Annotated in this window: 17 protein-coding genes; 12 read left to right on the top strand and 5 right to left on the bottom strand. The window is 60.7% G+C overall.

Annotation, left to right across the window (positions count from 1 at the left end; all coding sequences use genetic code 11):
• Nucleotides 1-51: 51 nt before the first annotated feature.
• Entirely contained in the window at nt 52-1,125 is a 1,074-nt protein-coding gene (rlmM, locus tag HBR93_RS13950; RefSeq protein WP_029300064.1) for a 23S rRNA (cytidine(2498)-2'-O)-methyltransferase RlmM, read from the top strand.
• 23 nt (nt 1,126-1,148) lie between these two features.
• Nucleotides 1,149-1,400 (top strand): sulfurtransferase TusA, encoded by a 252-nt coding sequence (gene tusA, locus HBR93_RS13945; protein WP_057438513.1) that lies wholly within the window; start codon nt 1,149-1,151, stop codon nt 1,398-1,400.
• Here the strand turns inward: tusA and HBR93_RS13940 are convergent.
• Nucleotides 1,397-2,782 (bottom strand): MATE family efflux transporter, encoded by a 1,386-nt coding sequence (locus HBR93_RS13940; RefSeq protein ID WP_057438638.1) that lies wholly within the window; start codon nt 2,780-2,782, stop codon nt 1,397-1,399. The two genes, tusA and HBR93_RS13940, sit on opposite strands and share 4 nt — an antisense overlap.
• 142 nt (nt 2,783-2,924) lie before the next feature.
• Between HBR93_RS13940 and pdxB the strand changes: the two genes are divergently transcribed.
• Nucleotides 2,925-4,067 carry a 4-phosphoerythronate dehydrogenase PdxB gene (gene pdxB, locus HBR93_RS13935; protein ID WP_057438514.1) on the top strand — a complete coding sequence of 381 codons (1,143 nt, stop codon included), beginning with the start codon at nt 2,925-2,927 and terminating at the stop codon, nt 4,065-4,067.
• Nucleotides 4,068-4,130: 63 nt separating this feature from the next.
• Here the strand turns inward: pdxB and HBR93_RS13930 are convergent, their stop codons facing one another.
• Nucleotides 4,131-4,304: a PA1571 family protein gene (locus tag HBR93_RS13930; protein ID WP_032863322.1), complete on the bottom strand. Its 174-nt coding sequence runs from the start codon at nt 4,302-4,304 to the stop codon at nt 4,131-4,133.
• Between the two features lie 245 nt (nt 4,305-4,549).
• Here HBR93_RS13930 and HBR93_RS13925 point away from each other — a divergent pair, with 245 nt between their 5' ends.
• Complete coding sequence (locus tag HBR93_RS13925) at nt 4,550-6,325, top strand: ABC transporter transmembrane domain-containing protein (RefSeq protein ID WP_164844806.1); 1,776 nt, start codon at nt 4,550-4,552, stop codon at nt 6,323-6,325.
• Nucleotides 6,326-6,388: 63 nt separating this feature from the next.
• Here the strand turns inward: HBR93_RS13925 and HBR93_RS13920 are convergent, their stop codons facing one another.
• Nucleotides 6,389-8,317, bottom strand: a complete 1,929-nt coding sequence (locus HBR93_RS13920) for a transglycosylase SLT domain-containing protein (protein WP_169960506.1) — start codon at nt 8,315-8,317, stop codon at nt 6,389-6,391.
• Nucleotides 8,318-8,529: 212 nt separating this feature from the next.
• Here HBR93_RS13920 and HBR93_RS13915 point away from each other — a divergent pair, with 212 nt between their 5' ends.
• Complete coding sequence (locus HBR93_RS13915; RefSeq protein WP_057960300.1) at nt 8,530-10,446, top strand: ATP-binding cassette domain-containing protein; 1,917 nt, start codon at nt 8,530-8,532, stop codon at nt 10,444-10,446.
• A 178-nt stretch (nt 10,447-10,624) separates the two neighbouring features.
• On the opposite strand, the gene HBR93_RS13910 is transcribed toward HBR93_RS13915, so the two are convergent.
• Nucleotides 10,625-11,062 carry a universal stress protein gene (locus HBR93_RS13910; RefSeq protein ID WP_057438517.1) on the bottom strand — a complete coding sequence of 146 codons (438 nt, stop codon included), beginning with the start codon at nt 11,060-11,062 and terminating at the stop codon, nt 10,625-10,627.
• A 95-nt stretch (nt 11,063-11,157) separates the two neighbouring features.
• On the opposite strand from HBR93_RS13910, the gene HBR93_RS13905 reads away from it, so the two are divergent.
• Nucleotides 11,158-11,595 carry a hypothetical protein gene (locus HBR93_RS13905; protein ID WP_057438518.1) on the top strand — a complete coding sequence of 146 codons (438 nt, stop codon included), beginning with the start codon at nt 11,158-11,160 and terminating at the stop codon, nt 11,593-11,595.
• Between the two features lie 105 nt (nt 11,596-11,700).
• Here the strand turns inward: HBR93_RS13905 and HBR93_RS13900 are convergent, their stop codons facing one another.
• A complete protein-coding gene (locus HBR93_RS13900; RefSeq protein ID WP_157717225.1) occupies nt 11,701-12,042 on the bottom strand; it encodes a hypothetical protein in 342 nt (113 codons plus the stop codon).
• A 17-nt stretch (nt 12,043-12,059) separates the two neighbouring features.
• Between HBR93_RS13900 and fadB the strand changes: the two genes are divergently transcribed.
• From fadB to HBR93_RS13870, 6 genes are all read left to right on the top strand, one after another.
• On the top strand, nt 12,060-14,207 hold the full coding sequence (gene fadB / locus HBR93_RS13895) for a fatty acid oxidation complex subunit alpha FadB (protein ID WP_057438519.1): 2,148 nt from the start codon (nt 12,060-12,062) through the stop codon (nt 14,205-14,207).
• A 29-nt stretch (nt 14,208-14,236) separates the two neighbouring features.
• Entirely contained in the window at nt 14,237-15,412 is a 1,176-nt protein-coding gene (fadA, locus tag HBR93_RS13890; protein WP_169960505.1) for an acetyl-CoA C-acyltransferase FadA, read from the top strand.
• 95 nt (nt 15,413-15,507) lie between these two features.
• The gene (locus tag HBR93_RS13885; protein ID WP_029300088.1) at nt 15,508-15,744 is read left to right on the top strand and encodes a DUF1653 domain-containing protein; all 237 of its coding nucleotides are present in this window, start codon (nt 15,508-15,510) and stop codon (nt 15,742-15,744) included.
• A 114-nt stretch (nt 15,745-15,858) separates the two neighbouring features.
• The gene (topA, locus tag HBR93_RS13880) at nt 15,859-18,480 is read left to right on the top strand and encodes a type I DNA topoisomerase (RefSeq protein ID WP_057438521.1); all 2,622 of its coding nucleotides are present in this window, start codon (nt 15,859-15,861) and stop codon (nt 18,478-18,480) included.
• 129 nt (nt 18,481-18,609) lie between these two features.
• On the top strand, nt 18,610-19,131 hold the full coding sequence (locus tag HBR93_RS13875) for a DUF6586 family protein (RefSeq protein WP_057438522.1): 522 nt from the start codon (nt 18,610-18,612) through the stop codon (nt 19,129-19,131).
• Between the two features lie 122 nt (nt 19,132-19,253).
• Nucleotides 19,254-19,487 carry a hypothetical protein gene (locus HBR93_RS13870; RefSeq protein ID WP_026136850.1) on the top strand — a complete coding sequence of 78 codons (234 nt, stop codon included), beginning with the start codon at nt 19,254-19,256 and terminating at the stop codon, nt 19,485-19,487.
• The last annotated feature ends 44 nt before the right edge of the window (nt 19,488-19,531 follow it).

Genomic DNA, 19,531 nt, shown 5'->3' with positions numbered 1-19,531 from the left:
CGTTTTCATGACAGGCATTGCGATAGAGCAAGCCAGTTGCCAGGAGATTCAATGAACACCCTTTTTATGCACTGCCGCCCGGGTTTTGAAGGCGAAGTCTGTTCCGAGATCGCGGAACACGCCGCGCGCCTGAACGTTTCCGGCTATGCCAAGGCCAAGACCGGCAGCGCCTGCGCCGAATTTGTCTGCACCGAAGAAGACGGCGCCCAGCGCCTGATGCGCGGCCAGCGCTTTGCCGAGCTGATCTTCCCAAGGCAGTGGGCGCGTGGGGTGTTCATCGACTTGCCGGAAACCGACCGCATCAGCGTGATCCTCGCGCACCTGCGGGATTTTCCGGTGTGCGGCAGCCTGTGGCTGGAGATGGTCGATACCAACGACGGCAAGGAACTGTCGAACTTCTGCAAGAAATTCGAAGTGCATCTGCGCAAGGCCCTGCTGGCCGCCGGCAAACTGGTCGAAGACCCGAGCAAGCCGCGCCTGCTGCTGACCTTCAAGAGCGGTCGCGAAGTGTTTATGGGCCTGGCCGAGTCAAACAACTCGGCGATGTGGCCGATGGGCATCCCGCGCCTGAAATTCCCCCGTGACGCGCCCAGCCGCTCGACCTTGAAGCTGGAAGAGGCCTGGCACCACTTTATCCCCCGCGACCAGTGGGACGAGCGCCTGCACGGCGACATGACCGGGGTAGACCTCGGCGCAGCGCCAGGCGGCTGGACCTGGCAGTTGGTCAATCGCGGCATGCTGGTGACGGCGATTGATAACGGCCCCATGGCCGAAAGTCTGATGGACACCGGCCTGGTGCAACACTTGATGGCGGATGGTTTTACCTTCACCCCCAAGCAGCCGGTGGACTGGATGGTCTGCGATATCGTCGAGAAACCGGCGCGTAACGCGGCACTGCTGGAAACCTGGATTGGCGAGGGGCATTGCCGCGAAGCGGTGGTCAACCTCAAGTTGCCGATGAAACAGCGCTACGCCGAAGTAAAACGCCTGCTGGAGCGCATCGAAGAAGGCTTCAAGGCGCGGGGCATCCGGGTAGAAATCGGTTGCAAGCAGCTGTACCACGACCGTGAGGAAGTGACCTGCCACCTGCGCCGCCTGGACGTAAAGAAACCCAAGGCCCGCTAAAGACGACCTTGTAGGAGTGAGTGATGAGCGACATTTTTGACCCTGCCGTCGACGGCACCCTCGACGCCACCGGCCTCAACTGCCCGGAGCCGGTAATGATGCTGCACCAGCACATCCGTGACCTGGCGCCCGGCGGCCTGCTCAAGGTGATCGCGACCGATCCCTCGACCCGCCGCGATATCCCCAAGTTCTGCGTGTTCCTGGACCATGAACTGGTGGAGCAGCGCGAAGAGGCGGGGACTTACCTGTACTGGATCCGCAAGAAGCTCGCTTAAACCGCCGTGCGGATGCGCTTGCGCGCACTGCGTGCCAGGCGCACCACCAGCATCGCCGCCGCGCAACTGAGGCCGACGATCAGGCCCTGCCACAAGCCGCTCGGGCCGCTGGGCTGGCCCAGCCAGTCGGTCAGCCCCAGCAAGTAACCCACCGGCAGGCCCAAGCCCCAATAGGCGAACAGGGTCAGGACCATGGTCACCCGGGTGTCCTGGTAGCCACGCAACGCGCCGGCGGCCGTCACCTGGATCGCATCCGAGAACTGGAACAGCGCCGCAAACACAATCAGCATCGCCGCCACCTGGACCACCTGCGGGTCGGCGGTGTAGATCGTGGCGATCTGCTCGCGAAACAACAGCATCAGGCTGCATGATAGGCAGGCATAGGCCAGTGCGGTGCCCATCCCCACGCCAGCGGCGAAGCGCGCTTCACGGGGTTCGCCACGGCCCAGGGCCTGGCCGACCCGCACGGTCACGGCCATGCTCAGGGAGTAGGGGATCATGAACACCAGGGAACTGAAGTTCAGGGCGATCTGATGCCCGGCGACCACGGTTGCGCCCAGGCTGCCGATCAGCAGGGCGATCACTGCAAAGATGCTCGACTCGGCAAATACGGCGATGCCAATCGGCAGGCCGATGCTCAGGATACGCTTGATCACCGACCATTTCGGCCAGTCGAAGCGTTTGAACAGCTCGCTGGCGTGATAGGCCGGGGCCCAGCGGGTCCACCCGACGAAGCCCAGCATCATTGCCCACATCACAATCCCGGTGGCCCAGCCGCAGCCCACGCCGCCCATGGCCGGCACACCGAAATGGCCATAGATGAACACGTAGTTCAGCGGAATATTCAACGCCAGCCCGCCCAGGCCAAGGAGCATGCTTGGGCGCGTGCGGCCCAGGCCGTCACTGAAGCAGCGCAGCACGTAGTACAGCGCCACCGCCGGCATGCCCGCCGCGATGCCGTGCAGGTAGCCCATGCAGGGGGCGATCAGCTCGGGATCGACGTTCATCGCATGCAGGATCGGTTCGGCACTGATCAGCAGCAATGACGCGGTGCCTCCCACCACCAGCGCCAACCACAACGCCTGGCGCACCAGCGGGCCGATCTCGGCGTGGCTGCCGGCGCCAAAGCGCTGCGCGACTTTTGGGGTGGTGGCCAGCAAGGTGCCGGTCATCAACAGATACACCGGAATCCAGATGGAGTTGCCCAGGGCCACTGCCGCCAGGTCTCGCGCACTGACGCGCCCGGCCATCACCGCATCGACAAAACCCATGGCGGTGGTTGCCAGTTGCCCGATCATGATCGGCAGGGCCAGCGCCAGCAGGCTGTGGACTTCCCGGCGAACGCGGGCAGGGCGGGAGAGGGTTGTGGTGGCAGTGTTCACGTACAGATGTCCGATAAGGGAGAACTCAGGACGGCGCATTCTACGCCTTGACGGATGGGTCAGGAAAATACCTGTGTAGCGGATTTGTAAACGCGCCGCAGGCTGGTGCCTGTACACTGCGGGTCCGCCAAAGGAGCCTGCCATGCTGATTGTTGCCGACGAAAATATCCCGCTGCTCGATGCGTTCTTCGAAGGGTTTGGCGAGATCCGCCGCGTGCCCGGTCGGGCCATTGACCGCGCCGCCATTGAACAGGCCGATGTGCTGCTGGTGCGCTCGGTGACCAACGTCAACCGCGCGCTGCTGGAAGGCACGCCGGTACGGTTCGTCGGCACCTGCACCATCGGCACCGATCACCTGGACCTCGATTACTTTCAGCGGGCCGGTATCCAATGGTCCAGCGCGCCGGGTTGCAACGCCCGGGGGGTGGTGGATTATGTGCTGGGGAGCCTGTTGACCCTGGCTGAAATCGAGGGCGCAGACCTGAACCAGCGGACGTATGGCATCGTCGGTGCCGGTGAAGTGGGCGGGCGCCTGGTCAAGGTGCTCAAGGGCCTGGGTTGGAAAGTGCTGGTCTGCGATCCGCCACGCCAGGTCGCCGAAGACGGTGATTACGTCAGCCTGGAACAGATCATCGAGCAATGTGATGTGATCAGCCTGCACACCCCGCTGAAAAAATCCGGCAGTGGCTCGACCTGGCACCTGCTGGATCGCCAGCGCCTGGAGCAGTTGCAGCCGGGTACCTGGCTGATCAACGCCAGCCGCGGCCCGGTGGTGGATAACGCGGCGCTGCGCGAGGTGTTGCTGGACCGCGAAGACCTGCAGGCGGTGCTGGATGTGTGGGAAGGCGAGCCCGAAGTGGATGTCGAGCTGGCCGAGTTGTGCGTGCTGGCGACCCCGCATATCGCCGGCTACAGCCTGGACGGCAAGCAGCGCGGCACGGCGCAGATCTACCAGGCGCTGTGCGCGCACCTTGGGCAGCCGGCGAGCATTCAGTTGAGTGACTTGCTGCCTGAGCCTTGGCTGGCGGAGGTTAACCTCAATGCCAGCACCGACCCGGCCTGGGCCCTGGCGACGCTGTGCCGCAGCGTCTACGACCCGCGGCGCGATGATGCAGATTTCCGCCGCAGCCTCGTGGGCACTGTGGAGGAGCAGCGCAAGGCGTTCGACCTGCTGCGCAAGCACTACCCGGACCGCCGCGAGATTGACGGCTTGAAGGTGCGGATCAGCGGTGAGTCGGCAGCCTTGCAGACCCTCGTCACCAGCTTGGGCGCAAGCCTTTGCTGATCGACATAGCGCAGGCATAAAAAACCCGGCCACCTGGGCCGGGTCTGAAAGAGCTGGGGCGTATCAGCCTTGCTGGGCAGGCTTGACCAGTTTCTGCTCCAGTTCGGCGCAGGCGCCCTGGATCATCTCTTCGGTAATCTGCACTTCACGGCCTTGTGCATCGATGTACGAGCAAGGCAACTGCTGTGGCTGGCGGATTACTTCAACTTTGTCAGTGCTGCTGGTTTGCAAGGACATGGCCTGTCTCCTCATCAGGTTGTGTACCTACTCTAATTCCCCCGCGTGACCGAGCTGTTACAACTCCATGGCCCGTCGACGGATCGAATGCCCACTCCAGCAGAAATCACGCTGGATTTCCAGCCGGAGTTTAGACCGATAGCCTCTAGGGCCTAGTCTTGCCGGGCATAATTAACCTGACTCATTGTGATTTGCCCAAGTTCAATCCGATTGCAGTGTAGGCTTGGGGTTGTCTTCCTCAGGTGATGCTTTCCATGCTTTCAGCCCGTCAACGCCGCGCCATTCGCCTGGCCACCCGCTTTATTGCCCCCTATCGCTGGCAGGCCGTCGGCGCCTTGCTCGCGCTGATCGTCACCGCAGGCATTACCTTGTCCATGGGCCAGGGCATTCGCCTGTTGGTGGACCAGGGCTTTATGACCCAATCGCCGCACCTGCTCAACCAGTCCATCGGCCTGTTCATGATCCTCGTGCTGGGCCTGGCGGTGGGCACGTTTGCGCGCTTTTACCTGGTGTCGTGGATCGGCGAGCGGGTGGTGGCGGACATTCGTCGGCTGGTGTTCAACCACCTGATCTACCTGCATCCGGGGTTCTACGAGCACAACCGCAGCTCGGAAATCCAGTCGCGCTTGACCGCCGACACCACATTGCTGCAATCGGTGATCGGCTCATCCTTGTCGCTGTTCCTGCGCAACGCGTTGATGGTGATCGGCGGGATTGTGTTGCTGTTTATCACCAACCCCAAGCTCACCAGCATTGTGGTGGTGGCGCTGCCGCTGGTGCTGGCGCCGATCCTGATCTTCGGTCGCCGCGTGCGCAGTTTGTCGCGCCAGAGCCAGGACCGGATTGCCGACGTCGGCAGCTACGTGTCCGAGACCCTGGGCCAGATCAAGACCGTGCAGGCCTACAACCATCAGGTGCAGGATGAGCAGCGCTTCGCGCGGACGGTGGAGGAGGCGTTCACCACGGCGCGCAAACGCATCGTCCAGCGTGCCTGGCTGATCACCCTGGTGATTGTGCTAGTGCTGGGTGCCGTCGGCGTGATGCTGTGGGTGGGCGGCATGGATGTGATTGCCGGGCGCATCTCCGGCGGTGAGCTGGCGGCCTTTGTGTTCTACAGCCTGATCGTCGGCAGCGCCTTTGGCACCTTGAGCGAAGTGATCGGCGAGTTGCAACGGGCAGCCGGGGCGGCGGAGCGGATTGCCGAGCTGTTGCAGTCGAGCAATGACATCCAGGCGCCGGCGACTGGCGCGATCAAGTTGCCGCAACGGGTCAGTGGCCGTCTGGAGCTGCAAGACCTGTATTTCTCCTACCCCTCGCGTCCCGACCGCTATGCCATCGAAGGCCTGAACCTGAGCGTCAAGGCCGGCGAAACCCTGGCTCTGGTCGGCCCGTCCGGGGCGGGTAAGTCCACCCTGTTCGACTTGCTGTTGCGTTTCTATGACCCGCAGCAGGGGCAGGTGCTGCTCGAAGGCCAGCCGCTGACCGATCTCGACCCGCTGGACCTGCGCCGCTGCTTTGCCTTGGTGTCCCAGAGCCCGGCGCTGTTTTTTGGCAGCGTCGAAGACAACATCCGCTACGGCAACCCGCAGGCCAGTTTTGCCCAGGTCGAAGAAGCGGCGCGCATTGCCCATGCCCACGATTTCATCCTGCAAATGCCTGACGGATACCAGACCCATCTGGGGGATGGCGGCTTGGGCCTTTCCGGCGGTCAGCGCCAACGTCTGGCCATTGCCCGGGCCTTGCTGGTGGATGCGCCCATTCTGTTGCTGGACGAGGCCACCAGCGCCCTGGACGCGCAGAGCGAGCATCTTATCCAGCAGGCGTTGCCGCAACTGATGCAGGGGCGTACCACCCTGGTGATCGCCCACCGCCTGGCCACGGTAAAAAACGCCGACCGGATTGCGGTGATGGATCAAGGGAAATTGGTCGCAGTGGGCACCCATCAGCAGCTGATTGCCAGCAACCCGCTGTATGCGCGGCTGGCGGCCCTGCAATTCAGCGATGGCCACGACGAACCCTAAAAAAATGCCCGCGTCTCACAACGCGGGCACTTGCAGCTTCAAGCGGGCAGCATCTACCGGCTGTTACTGGTCATCAAAATAACGTTCGTGCCAGTCCACCAGCGGCTGTGGCGAGTTGAGCTTCTGCCCGTAGATCACCGAATAAGACAGCACGTTCTGCACATACTGGCGGGTTTCGTCGAACGGGATGCTCTCCACCCACACGTCGAAACTCAGGTGGTCGGCGCCGCGCAGCCATTGGCGTACGCGGCCAGGGCCGGCGTTGTAGGCCGCGGAGGCGAGCACGCGGTTGCCGTTGAACTGGCTGTGCACCTGGCTCAGGTAGGCGGCGCCGAGTTGGATATTCTTGTCCGGATCCAGCACCTGCTGCGGTGACGCCAGCGGGATGCTGAACTTGCGCGCGGTTTCCTTGGCGGTGGCGGGCATCAGTTGCATCAGGCCGCTGGCGCCGACGCCGGAGCGGGCGTCATCCATAAACGCGCTTTCCTGACGGGTAATGGCAAACACCCAGCTCGAATGCAGGCCACGGACCTTGGCTTCACGCACCAGAGTGTCGCGGTGGGCCATGGGGAAACGGATATCCAGGTCGTCCCAGTACTTGGCCTGGCTGATGGTGCGGATCGCCGGGAAGTACCACTTCATGTCGTAGGCAAGCTTGGCTTGGGCAACCATTTCGTCACGGTTGAAGTGGCGGCTGACGTGATACCACTCGCGGCGGCCGTCGACGATCTGGCCACGGGCATAAAATTCCAGGGCGCGGCGTACACCCGGGGTATTGCGCACCTTGTTGACCAGCACCTGGCTCATGACCAGCGGCTGATTATTGAGTTGATACGGGGCCTGGGAGCGATCCGCGGCAAGGAAACCATAAAAATCCCGCTCCTTTGCCAGGCCCTTGTACAGCACCAGTGCATGGGGGTTCTTCGGCTCGGCCAGTTCCAGGGCGCGGGCCTGCCAGTAGCGCCAGCGGTTGGTGGTGGCCAGGTCCTGGGGCAGCTTGCGGGTCAACTGGTAGGCATCTTCCCAGCGGGCCAGGCGCAGCAGCAGGCGCAGGCGCCATTCGGAGACGGTGTTGTCACGCAACTCCGGGTCGTATTTGGTCATCACATCCAGGGCGCGCGGGTCGTAGCGGCGCGCCAGGGTCAGGCCGATTTCCCGGGCGATGGAGACTTTTTCGTCACGGGAGAAATGCATGCTGCTGGCATACCCATCCAGCAGGGCCATGGCTTGTTCCGGATCCTGGCGCGCCAGGCGGCGCAAGCCCAGGCCAACGGCGTCGGACATGGCCTCGGTGGCCGGCAGGAAGCGTGATGGGTCGCTGAGCATGGCGGGCTTTTGCGCCACATCCACCATCAAGCGGCCCTGGGCGCCGAGGGTGGGCAAGGTTTTCACCAGGCTGTTGGCCAGCGCATAGTTACGGGCTTCGGCGGCCAGCTTGGTGCGGTCCCAGATTTTCTGTTCGGTCAATTGCCCGGCGGCGGCCCATTGGCCAAAGGTGGCATCGCAGGCGGCGGGTTGGGATTTACCGGTCATCCACAGGGCTTCGGCGGTCTTGTAGCCTTCGGCCTTGAGGTTGTGGCTCAACTGGTATTGGCCGTGGAGGCAGTCCAGTTCGGTGAAATTGAGCTTGGCGTCGTAGTACTTTTCAAAGGTCTGCCAATCGCCACGCTCGGCCAGCCAGCGCAACCAGCGCAGTTTCATCCAGTTGGCCTGGGGCAGGTCGCCATGTTTGGCCAGGAACTGTTCGATTTCCTGGTTGCTCGCGGACTTCAGGCGGGCGGTCAGTTCGTCATAGGCCAGGTAAGGCGTCAGCGGATAGTCGGCCAGGGCCTGGCTGTATTGCATGTACGGCCCGGTGTCACCTTTGGCCAGGGCGCGCTTGGCTTGGTCGTAATATTGGCGTTGGGTGGTCAGGTCCACGGCCTGGGCGGTCTGGACGGCGGTGGAGGAAAGAAGCAGGCAAGATAAAAAGCTGAAAAGGCGACTGCGCATGAGACGTCCGTGCAAAGAAATCAGGACTAGTGCCGGCGCCGCCGACACTGATTACCCCTAGCTTAGCCTTTTGCCTACAGCCGGTGAAAGCTTTGCTGGCTGCTTCGCTGAAGTTCTCAAGAAATGTCCTACAGAACGTGTCGGGCACGAAAATGCCGGCCGCTTCACCCCCCAATTCAGGTAGAATGCGCGCCCGGTTTTTGGAGAAGCGTATGACCCTGCTCAAATTCAGCGATGTGTCCCTTGCTTTCGGCGCTATGCCGTTGTTGGACAAGGTGTCCTGGCAGATCGCCCGTGGTGAGCGGGTGTGCATCATCGGCCGCAACGGCACCGGCAAGTCCAGCATGATGAAGCTGGTAAAAGGCGACCAGAAGCCCGATGACGGCTCCGTGTGGCGCGCCCCGGGCCTGAAGATCGGCGAATTGCCGCAAGAATTGCCGGTGGCCGACGAACGGACCGTGTTCGACGTGGTTGCTGAAGGCCTCGACGGTGTGGGCGCATTGCTTGCCGAATACCATCACCTGGCGCAGAACTGCGTCACCGATGCCGACCTGGACAAACTGATGCACGTCCAGCAAGACCTCGAAGCCCGTGATGGCTGGCGCTTGCAGCAATTGGTCGACAGCACCCTGAGCCGCCTGCAACTGCCGGCCGACAAGACCCTCGCCGAATTGTCCGGCGGCTGGCGTCGCCGTGTGCTGCTGGCCCAGGCTCTGGTTTCCGAGCCGGACCTGCTGCTGCTCGACGAACCAACCAACCACCTGGACATCGGCGCGATTGCCTGGCTTGAAGAAGCCCTCAAAGACTTCCAGGGCGCCGTGCTGTTCATCACGCACGACCGTTCTTTCCTGCAGAACCTCGCCACGCGCATCCTCGAGCTGGATCGCGGCGGCCTGATCGACTGGAACGGCGACTACGCCAGCTTCCTGGTGCACAAAGAAGCCACCCTGGCCGCTGAAGAAACCGCCAACGCGCTGTTCGACAAGAAGCTGGCCCAGGAAGAAGTGTGGATCCGCCAGGGCATCAAGGCCCGCCGCACCCGTAACGAAGGCCGTGTACGGGCCCTGAAAGCCTTGCGTGTGGAGCGCAGCGAACGTCGCGAGCGCACTGGCAAGGCCAATATCCAGCTCGATACCGCCGACAAGTCGGGCAAGCAGGTGATGGTCCTGGAGAACGTCAGCTTCCATCACCCGGATGGCCCGTTCCTGATCAAAGACTTCTCCATGGTCCTGCAGCGCGGCGACCGCATCGGCCTGCTGGGTGCCAACGGTACCGGCAAGACCACCCTGCTCAAGCTGATGCTCAGCGGTCTGCAACCGACCAGCGGCACCGTGGAAGAGGGGACGCGCATCGACGTGGCCTACTTCGACCAGTTGCGCCACCAGTTGGACCTGGAAAAGACCGTGATCGACAACGTCGCCGAAGGCCGCGACTTTATCGACATCGACGGCCAGAGCCGCCACGTGTTGAGCTACCTGGGCGACTTCCTGTTCAGCCCGCAACGTGCGCGCACGCCGGTCAAGGCGTTGTCTGGCGGCGAGCGTGCGCGCCTGCTGCTGGCCAAGTTGTTCAGCAAACCGGCCAACCTGCTGGTGCTCGACGAACCGACCAACGACCTCGACGTGGAAACGCTGGAGTTGCTGGAAGAGGTCCTGCTGACCTTCAACGGCACCGTACTGATGGTCAGCCACGACCGGGCATTCCTCGACAACGTGGTCACCAGCACCCTGGTCTTCGAAGGTGAAGGCAAGGTGCGCGAATACGTCGGTGGTTACCAGGACTGGCTGCGCCAGGGCGGCTCGCCGCGCCTGCTGGGCGTGACCGAGAGCAAGTCTGGCAAGGCCGACTTGAACTCTGCTGTGGTTGCACCGGCTGCTGTTGCGCCGGTTCAGGAAGCCGCGCCGGCTGCCAAGAAGAAGCTCAGCTACAAGCTGCAGCGTGAGCTCGAAGCCCTGCCGGGTGAGATCGAAGCCAAGGAAAAGCAGATTGCTGCAGTGGAGGCCGACATGGCTGACGCGGGCTTCTACCTGCGTCCGGCGGCAGAAACGGCCAAGGTCATCGAGTCCCTGGAGAAGCTGAACCAGGAGCTGGAAGTCTTGGTTGAGCGTTGGGCCGAGCTGGATGCCTGATTGATTCAGCGGCAATAAAAAACCGGTGCTCTTACGAGTACCGGTTTTTTTATACGAAATGCACTTCAACAGGTAGGAGCTGGCTTGCCGGCGATAGCGGTCTGCCAGCCACCAGCTGTATCAGCTGACAGGCTGCTATCGCAGGTAAGCCAGCTCCTACATTTGATGTGCAGTGCTCTTACGAGCTTTTTACCAGCTTCACTGCCAGTACGTCGCACGGTGCGCCGTGCAATACGTCGTTGGCGGTCGAGCCCAGCAGCAACGCCAAGCCGTGGCGACCATGGCTGCCGACCACGATCAGGTCGCAGTTCTGTTCCTTGGCCAGATGATGGATTTCCTGGCGTGGCTGGCCGTAAGTCAGGTGGCTTTGGTCTTTTTTCAGTGCGGGATACTTGGCAATCAGTCGGTCCAGGCGCTCCTTGGCCTGGTCGAATTGCTGCTGTTGCAGTTGCGAAAGGTCCATCGGTACGTCGCCGCCAAAGGCCATGGCCATGGGTTCGACGATATGCACCAGGGACAGCTTCACGGTATCACCGGCAATGGCCACGGCGCGCTTGATCACCGGATCGCACTCTTCGGTCAGATCCACGGCGACCAGAATATGTTGGTAAGTCATGAGGCGTTCCTCCAGGGGACTGCAATAAGTTCAGTATGGCTGCTTTCAAGCGGATGGGGTCAAATCCGCTCATCTAGAAATTCGGGAGTACACATATGACGGTCTGGATAGTGGTGTCAATCCTTCTAGTGGTCTTGAGCCCTCTGGCATGGCTGCGGCCCTCGCGCCACCAGAGCGGGCGCATGGCCCTGCGCATGGAGGCGCGACGCATCGGCCTGGCGATGCAACTGTCGCCCCAGGAATGGCCGCACTGGCTCAAGCAGGAGCCGCCCAGCCCCTGTGCGCAGTACTGTCGGCCACGGCGCGGCAGCAAACCCGCGCTGTGGGTTTACTGGCAGCAGGAGCCAGGTGTGTGGGTCAACCAATGGCAGGAAATCTGCGTGGACGAGAAGTTGTTGCCGCATTTTGCAACGCTGCCGGCCAATGTCTTCAAAGTGGAGGCGGACAAGCAGATGATCGCCCTGTACTGGGGCGAGAAGGGCGAGTCCAGCGACTTGCAGGCCATCAGTGCGTTACTCAAGGCCCTGGCCTGAGGCAATAAAAAGCCCGACATCATCATCGGGCTGGAGTTGGCCAGGCAGGCCGGTCATTCTGCGTTTCATCGCGCCGCGCATTCGCGCCGGCGTTCCCACATGCGGCTAGCCTAGCCGGATATCCGCCGCTGTACAGGCCTTTGCTGGCTCTTTTGGATTATTGATCAGGTGAATACCTGCGCATTGATTCGCCTTGGCGGTTATGAAATGACTGAAAAGTCGCGTTTTTACGGCGCTTTCGGGCGATTGACAATTGTCGGAATTTGGCTGAAGGTGGCGTACCCAAATCAAACGGGCGTATGAATTGAGTGTTTGTCTGTCAGGCATCTCATACATAATCCCGACTATCGCATTGGCGGGTGTGCCTGGCGCGTTGGCGTGAGCATTGACGAAATGATCAATGCCCGACCAGGGGCCAGCGTCCGATGTGTACTGTTCAGCTTCCATATCGTGGAGATCAGTTGATGATTTACGAAGGTAAAGCCATCACGGTTAAGGCTCTTGAAAGTGGCATCGTCGAATTGAAATTCGACCTCAAGGGTGAGTCCGTCAACAAGTTCAACCGTCTAACCCTGAACGAACTGCGTCAGGCCGTAGACACCATCAAGGCTGATGCATCGATCAAAGGTGTGATCGTCTCCAGCGGCAAGGACGTGTTTATCGTCGGCGCTGACATCACCGAATTCGTCGACAACTTCAAGCTGCCCGATGCCGAGCTTGTGGCTGGCAACCTCGAAGCCAACAAGATTTTCAGCGATTTCGAAGACCTCAACGTGCCGACCGTTGCCGCGATCAATGGCATCGCTCTGGGCGGCGGTCTGGAAATGTGCCTGGCTGCGGACTTCCGCGTCATGGCTTCCAGCGCGAAAATCGGCCTGCCGGAAGTCAAGCTGGGTATCTACCCGGGCTTCGGCGGTACCGTGCGCCTGCCGCGTATCATCGGTGCCGACAACGCCATCGAGTGGATCGCCGCCGGCAAGGAAAACCGTGCTGAAGACGCGCTGAAAGTCGGCGCCGTTGATGCTGTGGTTGCTCCGGAAAAACTCGCAGAAGCTGCACTGAACCTGATCAAGGGCGCCATCAGCGGCGAATTTGACTACAAGGCCAAGCGTCAGCCTAAGCTGGAAAAACTCAAGCTCAACGCCATCGAACAAATGATGTCGTTCGAAACCGCCAAGGGTTTCGTGGCCGGTCAAGCGGGCCCTAACTACCCGGCGCCGGTCGAAGCGATCAAGACCATCCAGAAAGCCGCGAACTTCGGTCGCGACAAGGCCCTGGAAATCGAAGCTGCCGGCTTCGTCAAGCTGGCCAAGACTTCTGCTGCGCAGAGCTTGATCGGCCTGTTCCTGAACGATCAGGAACTGAAGAAAAAAGCCAAGGCCTACGACGAAATCGCCAAAGACGTGAAACAGGCTGCCGTACTCGGCGCCGGGATCATGGGCGGTGGTATTGCCTATCAGTCGGCGTCCAAAGGCACGCCGATCCTGATGAAAGACATCAACGAGCACGGTATCGAGCAAGGCCTGGCGGAAGCTGCCAAGCTGCTGGTCGGCCGCGTTGATAAAGGTCGCATGACCGCTGCGAAAATGGCTGAAGTGCTTAACGGCATTCGTCCTACGCTGTCCTACGGTGATTTCGGCCACGTCGACCTGGTGGTCGAAGCGGTTGTCGAGAACCCGAAGGTCAAGCAGGCGGTACTGGCTGAAGTCGAAGCCCAGGTCAAAGAAGACACGATCCTGGCGTCCAACACCTCGACCATTTCCATCACCTTGCTGGCCAAGGCCCTCAAGCGTCCGGAAAACTTCGTCGGCATGCACTTCTTCAACCCGGTGCACATGATGCCGCTGGTAGAAGTGATCCGTGGCGAGAAGTCCAGCGAGCTGGCTGTTGCCACCACCGTTGCCTACGCCAAGAAAATGGGCAAGAACCCGATCGTGGTCAACGACTGCCCGGGCTTCTTGGTCAACCGCGTGCTGTTCCCGTACTTCGGCGGTTTCGCCAAGCTGGTCAGCGCTGGCGTGGACTTTGTGCGTATCGACAAGGTCATGGAAAAATTCGGCTGGCCCATGGGCCCGGCGTACCTGATGGACGTGGTCGGCATCGACACCGGCCACCACGGTCGCGACGTCATGGCTGAAGGCTTCCCGGACCGCATGAAGGACGACCGTCGTTCGGCTGTCGATGCGCTCTACGAAGCCAAGCGCCTGGGCCAGAAGAATGGCAAGGGCTTCTACGCCTACGAGACCGACAAGAAGGGCAAGCAGAAGAAAGTTGCCGACCCATCGGTCCACGAAGTGCTGGCACCCATCGTCTACGAGCAGCGTGAAGTGTCTGACGAAGACATCATCAACTGGATGATGATCGCCCTGTGCCTGGAAACCGTACGTTGCCTGGAAGACGGCATCGTCGAAACCGCCGCCGAAGCCGATATGGGCCTGGTGTACGGTATTGGTTTCCCTCCATTCCGTGGCGGTGCGCTGCGTTACATCGACTCGATCGGTGTGGCCGAGTTCGTTGCCCTGGCTGATCAGTACGCTGATCTGGGCCCGCTGTACCACCCGACTGCGAAGCTGCGCGAGATGGCCAAGAATGGCCAGAGCTTCTTCGGTTAAGTGCCCAGACGACTAGAGCGAGAATATTTATGAGCTTGAATCCAAGAGACGTCGTGATTGTCGACTTCGGTCGTACTCCGATGGGCCGCTCCAAGGGCGGCATGCACCGCAACACCCGTGCCGAAGATATGTCGGCGCACCTGATCAGCAAGTTGCTGGAGCGTAACGTCAAGGTCGACCCGAACGAGGTCGAGGACGTGATCTGGGGCTGCGTCAACCAGACCCTGGAGCAGGGCTGGAACATCGCGCGCATGGCTTCCTTGATGACGCAGATCCCGCACACCGCGGCCGGCCAGACCGTCAGCCGCCTGTGTGGCTCGTCGATGAGCGCGCTGCACACGGCCGCCCAGGCGATCATGACCGGCAACGGTGATGTATTCGTGGTCGGTGGCGTGGAGCACATGGGTCACGTCAGCATGATGCACGGTGTCGATCCTAACCCGCAAATGTCGCTGTACGCGGCGAAAGCCTCGGGCATGATGGGCCTGACTGCGGAAATGCTCGGCAAGATGCATGGCATCACCCGTGAAGCCCAGGACGCCTTTGGCTTGCGCTCCCACCAGTTGGCCCACAAGGCGACTGTGGAAGGCAAGTTCAAGGATGAAATCATCCCGATGAACGGCTACGACGAGAACGGTTTCCTGAAACTGTTCGACTACGACGAAACCATTCGTCCGGACACCACCCTGGAAAGCCTGGCGGCCTTGAAGCCGGCGTTCAATCCAAAGGGCGGCACCGTGACAGCCGGTACGTCGTCGCAGATCACCGATGGTGCTTCGTGCATGATCGTGATGTCGGCCCAGCGTGCCCAGGACCTGGGGATCCAGCCTCTGGCGGTGATCCGTTCCATGGCCGTAGCGGGTGTGGACCCGGCGATCATGGGCTATGGTCCAGTACCGGCCACACAAAAAGCCTTGAAGCGCGCAGGTCTGAGCATCTCCGACATCGACTTCTTCGAGCTCAACGAAGCTTTCGCCGCACAGGCCCTGCCAGTGCTGAAAGATTTGAAAGTACTCGACAAGATGAACGAGAAGGTTAACCTGCACGGCGGTGCGATTGCCCTGGGCCACCCATTCGGTTGCTCCGGTGCACGTATCTCCGGCACCTTGCTTAACGTGATGAAGCAAAATGGCGGCAACCTGGGGGTTGCAACCATGTGCATTGGTCTCGGCCAAGGCATTTCCACCGTCTTCGAACGCGTCTAAGCGTTGGGTTGACGGAAGCCGGGGCCCAGTGCCCCGGTTTTTGTTTTTTGGAATTTTTAATTTTTTTTTAATAAATTTTGTAAGAGGGTCAGAGCATGAAAGTCGAACCAGGGCTCTACCAGCATTATAAAGGTCCCAAGTACCGCGTTTTTAATGTGGCACGGCACTCCGAGACCGAGGAAGAAGTGGTGTTCTACCAAGCACTGTATGGCGATTACGGCTTTTGGGTGCGTCCCTTGAGCATGTTCCTGGAGACCGTCGAGGTTGACGGCAAGCAGGTCCCGCGCTTTGCTTTGGTGCAGGTCGAACCCAGTCTTTTTTCAGGGCAATAACGGCAGGTTGCGCGCAATGCTGCGCTTGACCTCACTGTGTTGCCACTATATATAGCGTTGCCGCGTCAGGCGCCAACCGCCTTTCTCTTCTCGAATTCAGGAATTTTCCGATCCATGGGCAAATCGCTGGTCATTGTGGAATCCCCGGCTAAGGCCAAGACCATCAACAAGTACTTGGGTAACGAGTACGTGGTGAAGTCGAGTATCGGCCATATCCGAGACCTGCCCACCAGCGGTTCGGCTAGCGCCAGCAAGGAGCCTGCTGCCAAGCGCGGCAAGGCGGCTGCGGGCGAAGGTCCGGTGCTCTCGCCTAAAGAGAAGGCGCGCAAGCAGCTGGTCTCGCGCATGGGTGTGGACCCGGATCATGGCTGGAAGGCCAAGTACGAAATCCTTCCGGGCAAGGAAAAGGTGATCGAGGAGCTGCGCCGGCTCGCCAAGGATGCTGACACCATCTATCTCGCGACGGACTTGGACCGCGAAGGGGAAGCCATTGCCTGGCACCTGCGCGAAGCCATCGGTGGGGATGACAGCCGCTATAAACGCGTGGTGTTCAACGAAATTACCAAGAAGGCGATCCAGGAAGCCTTCTCCAAGCCGGGCGAGCTGGACATTGACCGCGTCAATGCCCAACAGGCGCGGCGCTTCCTCGACCGCGTCGTCGGCTACATGGTCTCGCCACTGCTGTGGGCGAAGATCGCCCGCGGCCTGTCCGCTGGCCGTGTGCAATCGGTAGCGGTCAAGCTGGTGGTGGAGCGTGAGCGCGAGATTCGTGCGTTCAACCCTGAAGAGTACTGGGAAGTCCACGCGGACCTCGGTACCGCCAAGGGCAATAACGTGCGCTTTGAAGTGGCCCGCGAGAAAGGCGAGGCCTTCAAGCCGCTCAACGAAGCCCAGGCCATGGCCGCGCTGGACAAGCTCAAGGCTTCCAGCTACAGCATCGTCAAGCGTGAAGACAAGCCCACCAGCAGCAAGCCGTCGGCGCCGTTCATCACCTCCACCCTGCAACAGGCCGCGAGCAACCGCCTGGGCTTTGGCGTGAAGAAGACGATGATGATGGCCCAGCGTCTGTACGAAGCGGGCTACATCACTTATATGCGTACTGACTCCACCAACCTGTCGGTGGACGCGGTGGCAATGGCGCGTACTTATATTGAAAGCGAGTTCGGCAAGAAGTACCTGCCGGAGAAGCCAAACGTCTACAGCAGCAAGGAAGGCGCACAAGAGGCTCACGAAGCGATTCGTCCGTCTGACGCCAATACCGAGCCAAGCAAGCTGACCGGCATGGAGCGCGACGCTGAGCGCCTCTACGAGCTGATCTGGCGCCAGTTCCTGGCGTGCCAGATGCTGCCGGCGCAATACCTGTCCACCACTGTCACAGTGGGTGCCGGGGACTTCGAGCTGCGTGCCAAGGGCCGGATCCTCAAGTTCGACGGCTATACCCGCGTGATGCCGCAAATCGCCAAGCCGGGTGATGACGACGTGCTGCCAGACATGGCCCAGGGCGATGCGCTGAAGCTGATCAAACTCGATCCGAGCCAGCACTTCACCAAGCCACCACCCCGTTATTCGGAAGCCAGCCTGGTCAAGGAAATGGAAAAACGCGGTATCGGTCGTCCTTCGACCTATGCGGCGATCATTTCCACGATCCAGGACCGTGGCTACGTTGCCTTGCACAACCGCCGTTTCTATTCGGAAAAGATGGGCGATATCGTCACCGAGCGTCTGTCCGAGAGCTTCTCCAACCTGATGGACTACGGCTTCACTGCCGGTATGGAAGAGAATCTCGATGACGTGGCCCAGGGCGAGCGCGACTGGAAAAACGTACTCGACGAGTTCTATGGCGACTTCAAGAAAAAACTCGAAGTAGCCGAGAGCCCGGAAAACGGCATGCGTGCCAACCAGCCGGTGATGACGGATATTCCGTGCACCACCTGCGGTCGTCCAATGCAGATCCGTACCGCGTCGACCGGTGTGTTCCTGGGTTGCTCGGGCTACAGCCTGCCGCCCAAAGAGCGCTGCAAGGCCACCGTCAACCTGGTGCCAGGTGATGAAATCGCTGCCGATGACGAGGGTGAATCCGAGTCGCTGGTGCTGCGTGGCAAGCACCGTTGCCCGATCTGCAGCACGGCCATGGATGCCTACCTGCTGGACGAGAAGCACAAGCTGCACATCTGTGGTAACAACCCTGATTGCAACGGCTACGAGATCGAAGAGGGCACCTATCGTATCAAGGGCTATGAAGGCCCGAGCCTGGAATGCGATAAGTGCGGCAGCGAGATGCAGCTCAAGACCGGTCGTTTCGGCAAGTTCTTCGGTTGCACCAACCCGACCTGCAAGAACACCCGCAAACTGCTGAAAAGCGGTGATGCGGCGCCGCCGAAGATGGACCCTGTGAAGATGCCCGAGCTCAAGTGCGAGAAGGTCAACGACACCTATATCCTGCGTGACGGCGCTTCGGGCTTGTTCCTGGCTGCCAGCCAGTTCCCGAAAAACCGCGAGACCCGTGCGCCGCTGGTGCTGGAGATCGTGCCGCACAAGGATGAAATCGATCCGAAGTACCACTTCCTGTGCGAAGCGCCGAAGAAGGATCCCGACGGTCGCCCGGCCGTGATCCGCTACAGCCGCAAGACCAAGGAGCAGTACGTGCAGACCGAAGTGGACGGCAAGCCTACGGGCTGGAAAGCCTTCTACGATGGTGGCAAGTGGAAGGTCGAGGATAAGCGCCAGGGCGCTTGATCCAGCACCTGCGTTGAAGTAAAGGCCGCCTTCACAGGCGGCCTTTTGTTTTGCGCTTGCAGTGGACTTGTCTCATCCTTGACACTGTTCAGCCAGCATCACATCTATGTCGTTGTGGAGACTGCCGTCATGGCCAACGAACTCTATACCCGTACCAACCAGAAAATTTACTTCGCGGGTTTGTCCCTGGAAGCCCTTGGCCGCGCCGAGGAAGGAAAGGAGATGAACGCTATTGCGCTGGTCCAGGCGGGGCGAGAGTCGGCGTTGTTTCACCTGTATGGGGCCTTGCTGGGCCTGTGTCATGAAATTGCCGGCTTCTATCGTTTGCCTCAGGCGAATGCGCCGCGGGCCGAGGATATCCTGACCCGTGAGGTGCAGGAGTCGCTGGCTATTCCTGAGTTGGCTGAATTGGTGGAAATGGCCCGCAGCCCCGACAGTTGGCTGGCACGCCTGTTGGCTGCCCATTCGGCGATGTTCCAGCCGCCGCGGGTGCCGCACAAGCCCAAGGGCGATGTGACCCAGCCACTTATCGTTGCGGTCAGCCTGGAAGAAGAAGGGCCGGAGCCACTGAGCCGGGCCGAACTGGAGAGTTGGCGCCAGGAGCTGAAGAAGCTGGCGATCCGCTTTCGGGATGGATTGAACGAGTGCTGAGTCAGGTGTACTCGGCAGGCCTTTGACCATTCATCAAGCCGCACGGCAAGCTGCCTCAGATACCGAGCGATGCAGCCCTCATGCCTGATATAATGCCGGGCTATCCTGGAGAACAGATTTTTATGCCAACGTCCTTTCTGGAAATTGTTGAATTGCCCGACGGCCGAATTGAGCTGCGCAGGGCTGAGGACGAGGGTTCTCTGGTGACTTTGGATTTTTCCGAGGACGCCAAGGCGTTCCTGCAAGGCCAGCATGTGGAAGTGGCAAAAGCCATGTTGAGCGTGGGTGTGCAGATGGCGGGGCGCCTGGCTGAAGGCGAACCTGAAAAAGACGACGGTCCACGGGTTCTTCACTGAGTCCGTTTGGCGTTTTTTAAGATTCAAATGTTCAATCGGCTTCT

Origin of the sequence: Pseudomonas sp. WS 5411, assembly GCF_012985595.1 — a bacterium.
In the GTDB taxonomy this organism is placed as follows: domain Bacteria; phylum Pseudomonadota; class Gammaproteobacteria; order Pseudomonadales; family Pseudomonadaceae; genus Aquipseudomonas; species Aquipseudomonas shahriarae.
Note: the sequence above shows the minus strand (reverse complement) of the source record. Positions and strands in the feature narration are given on the sequence as shown.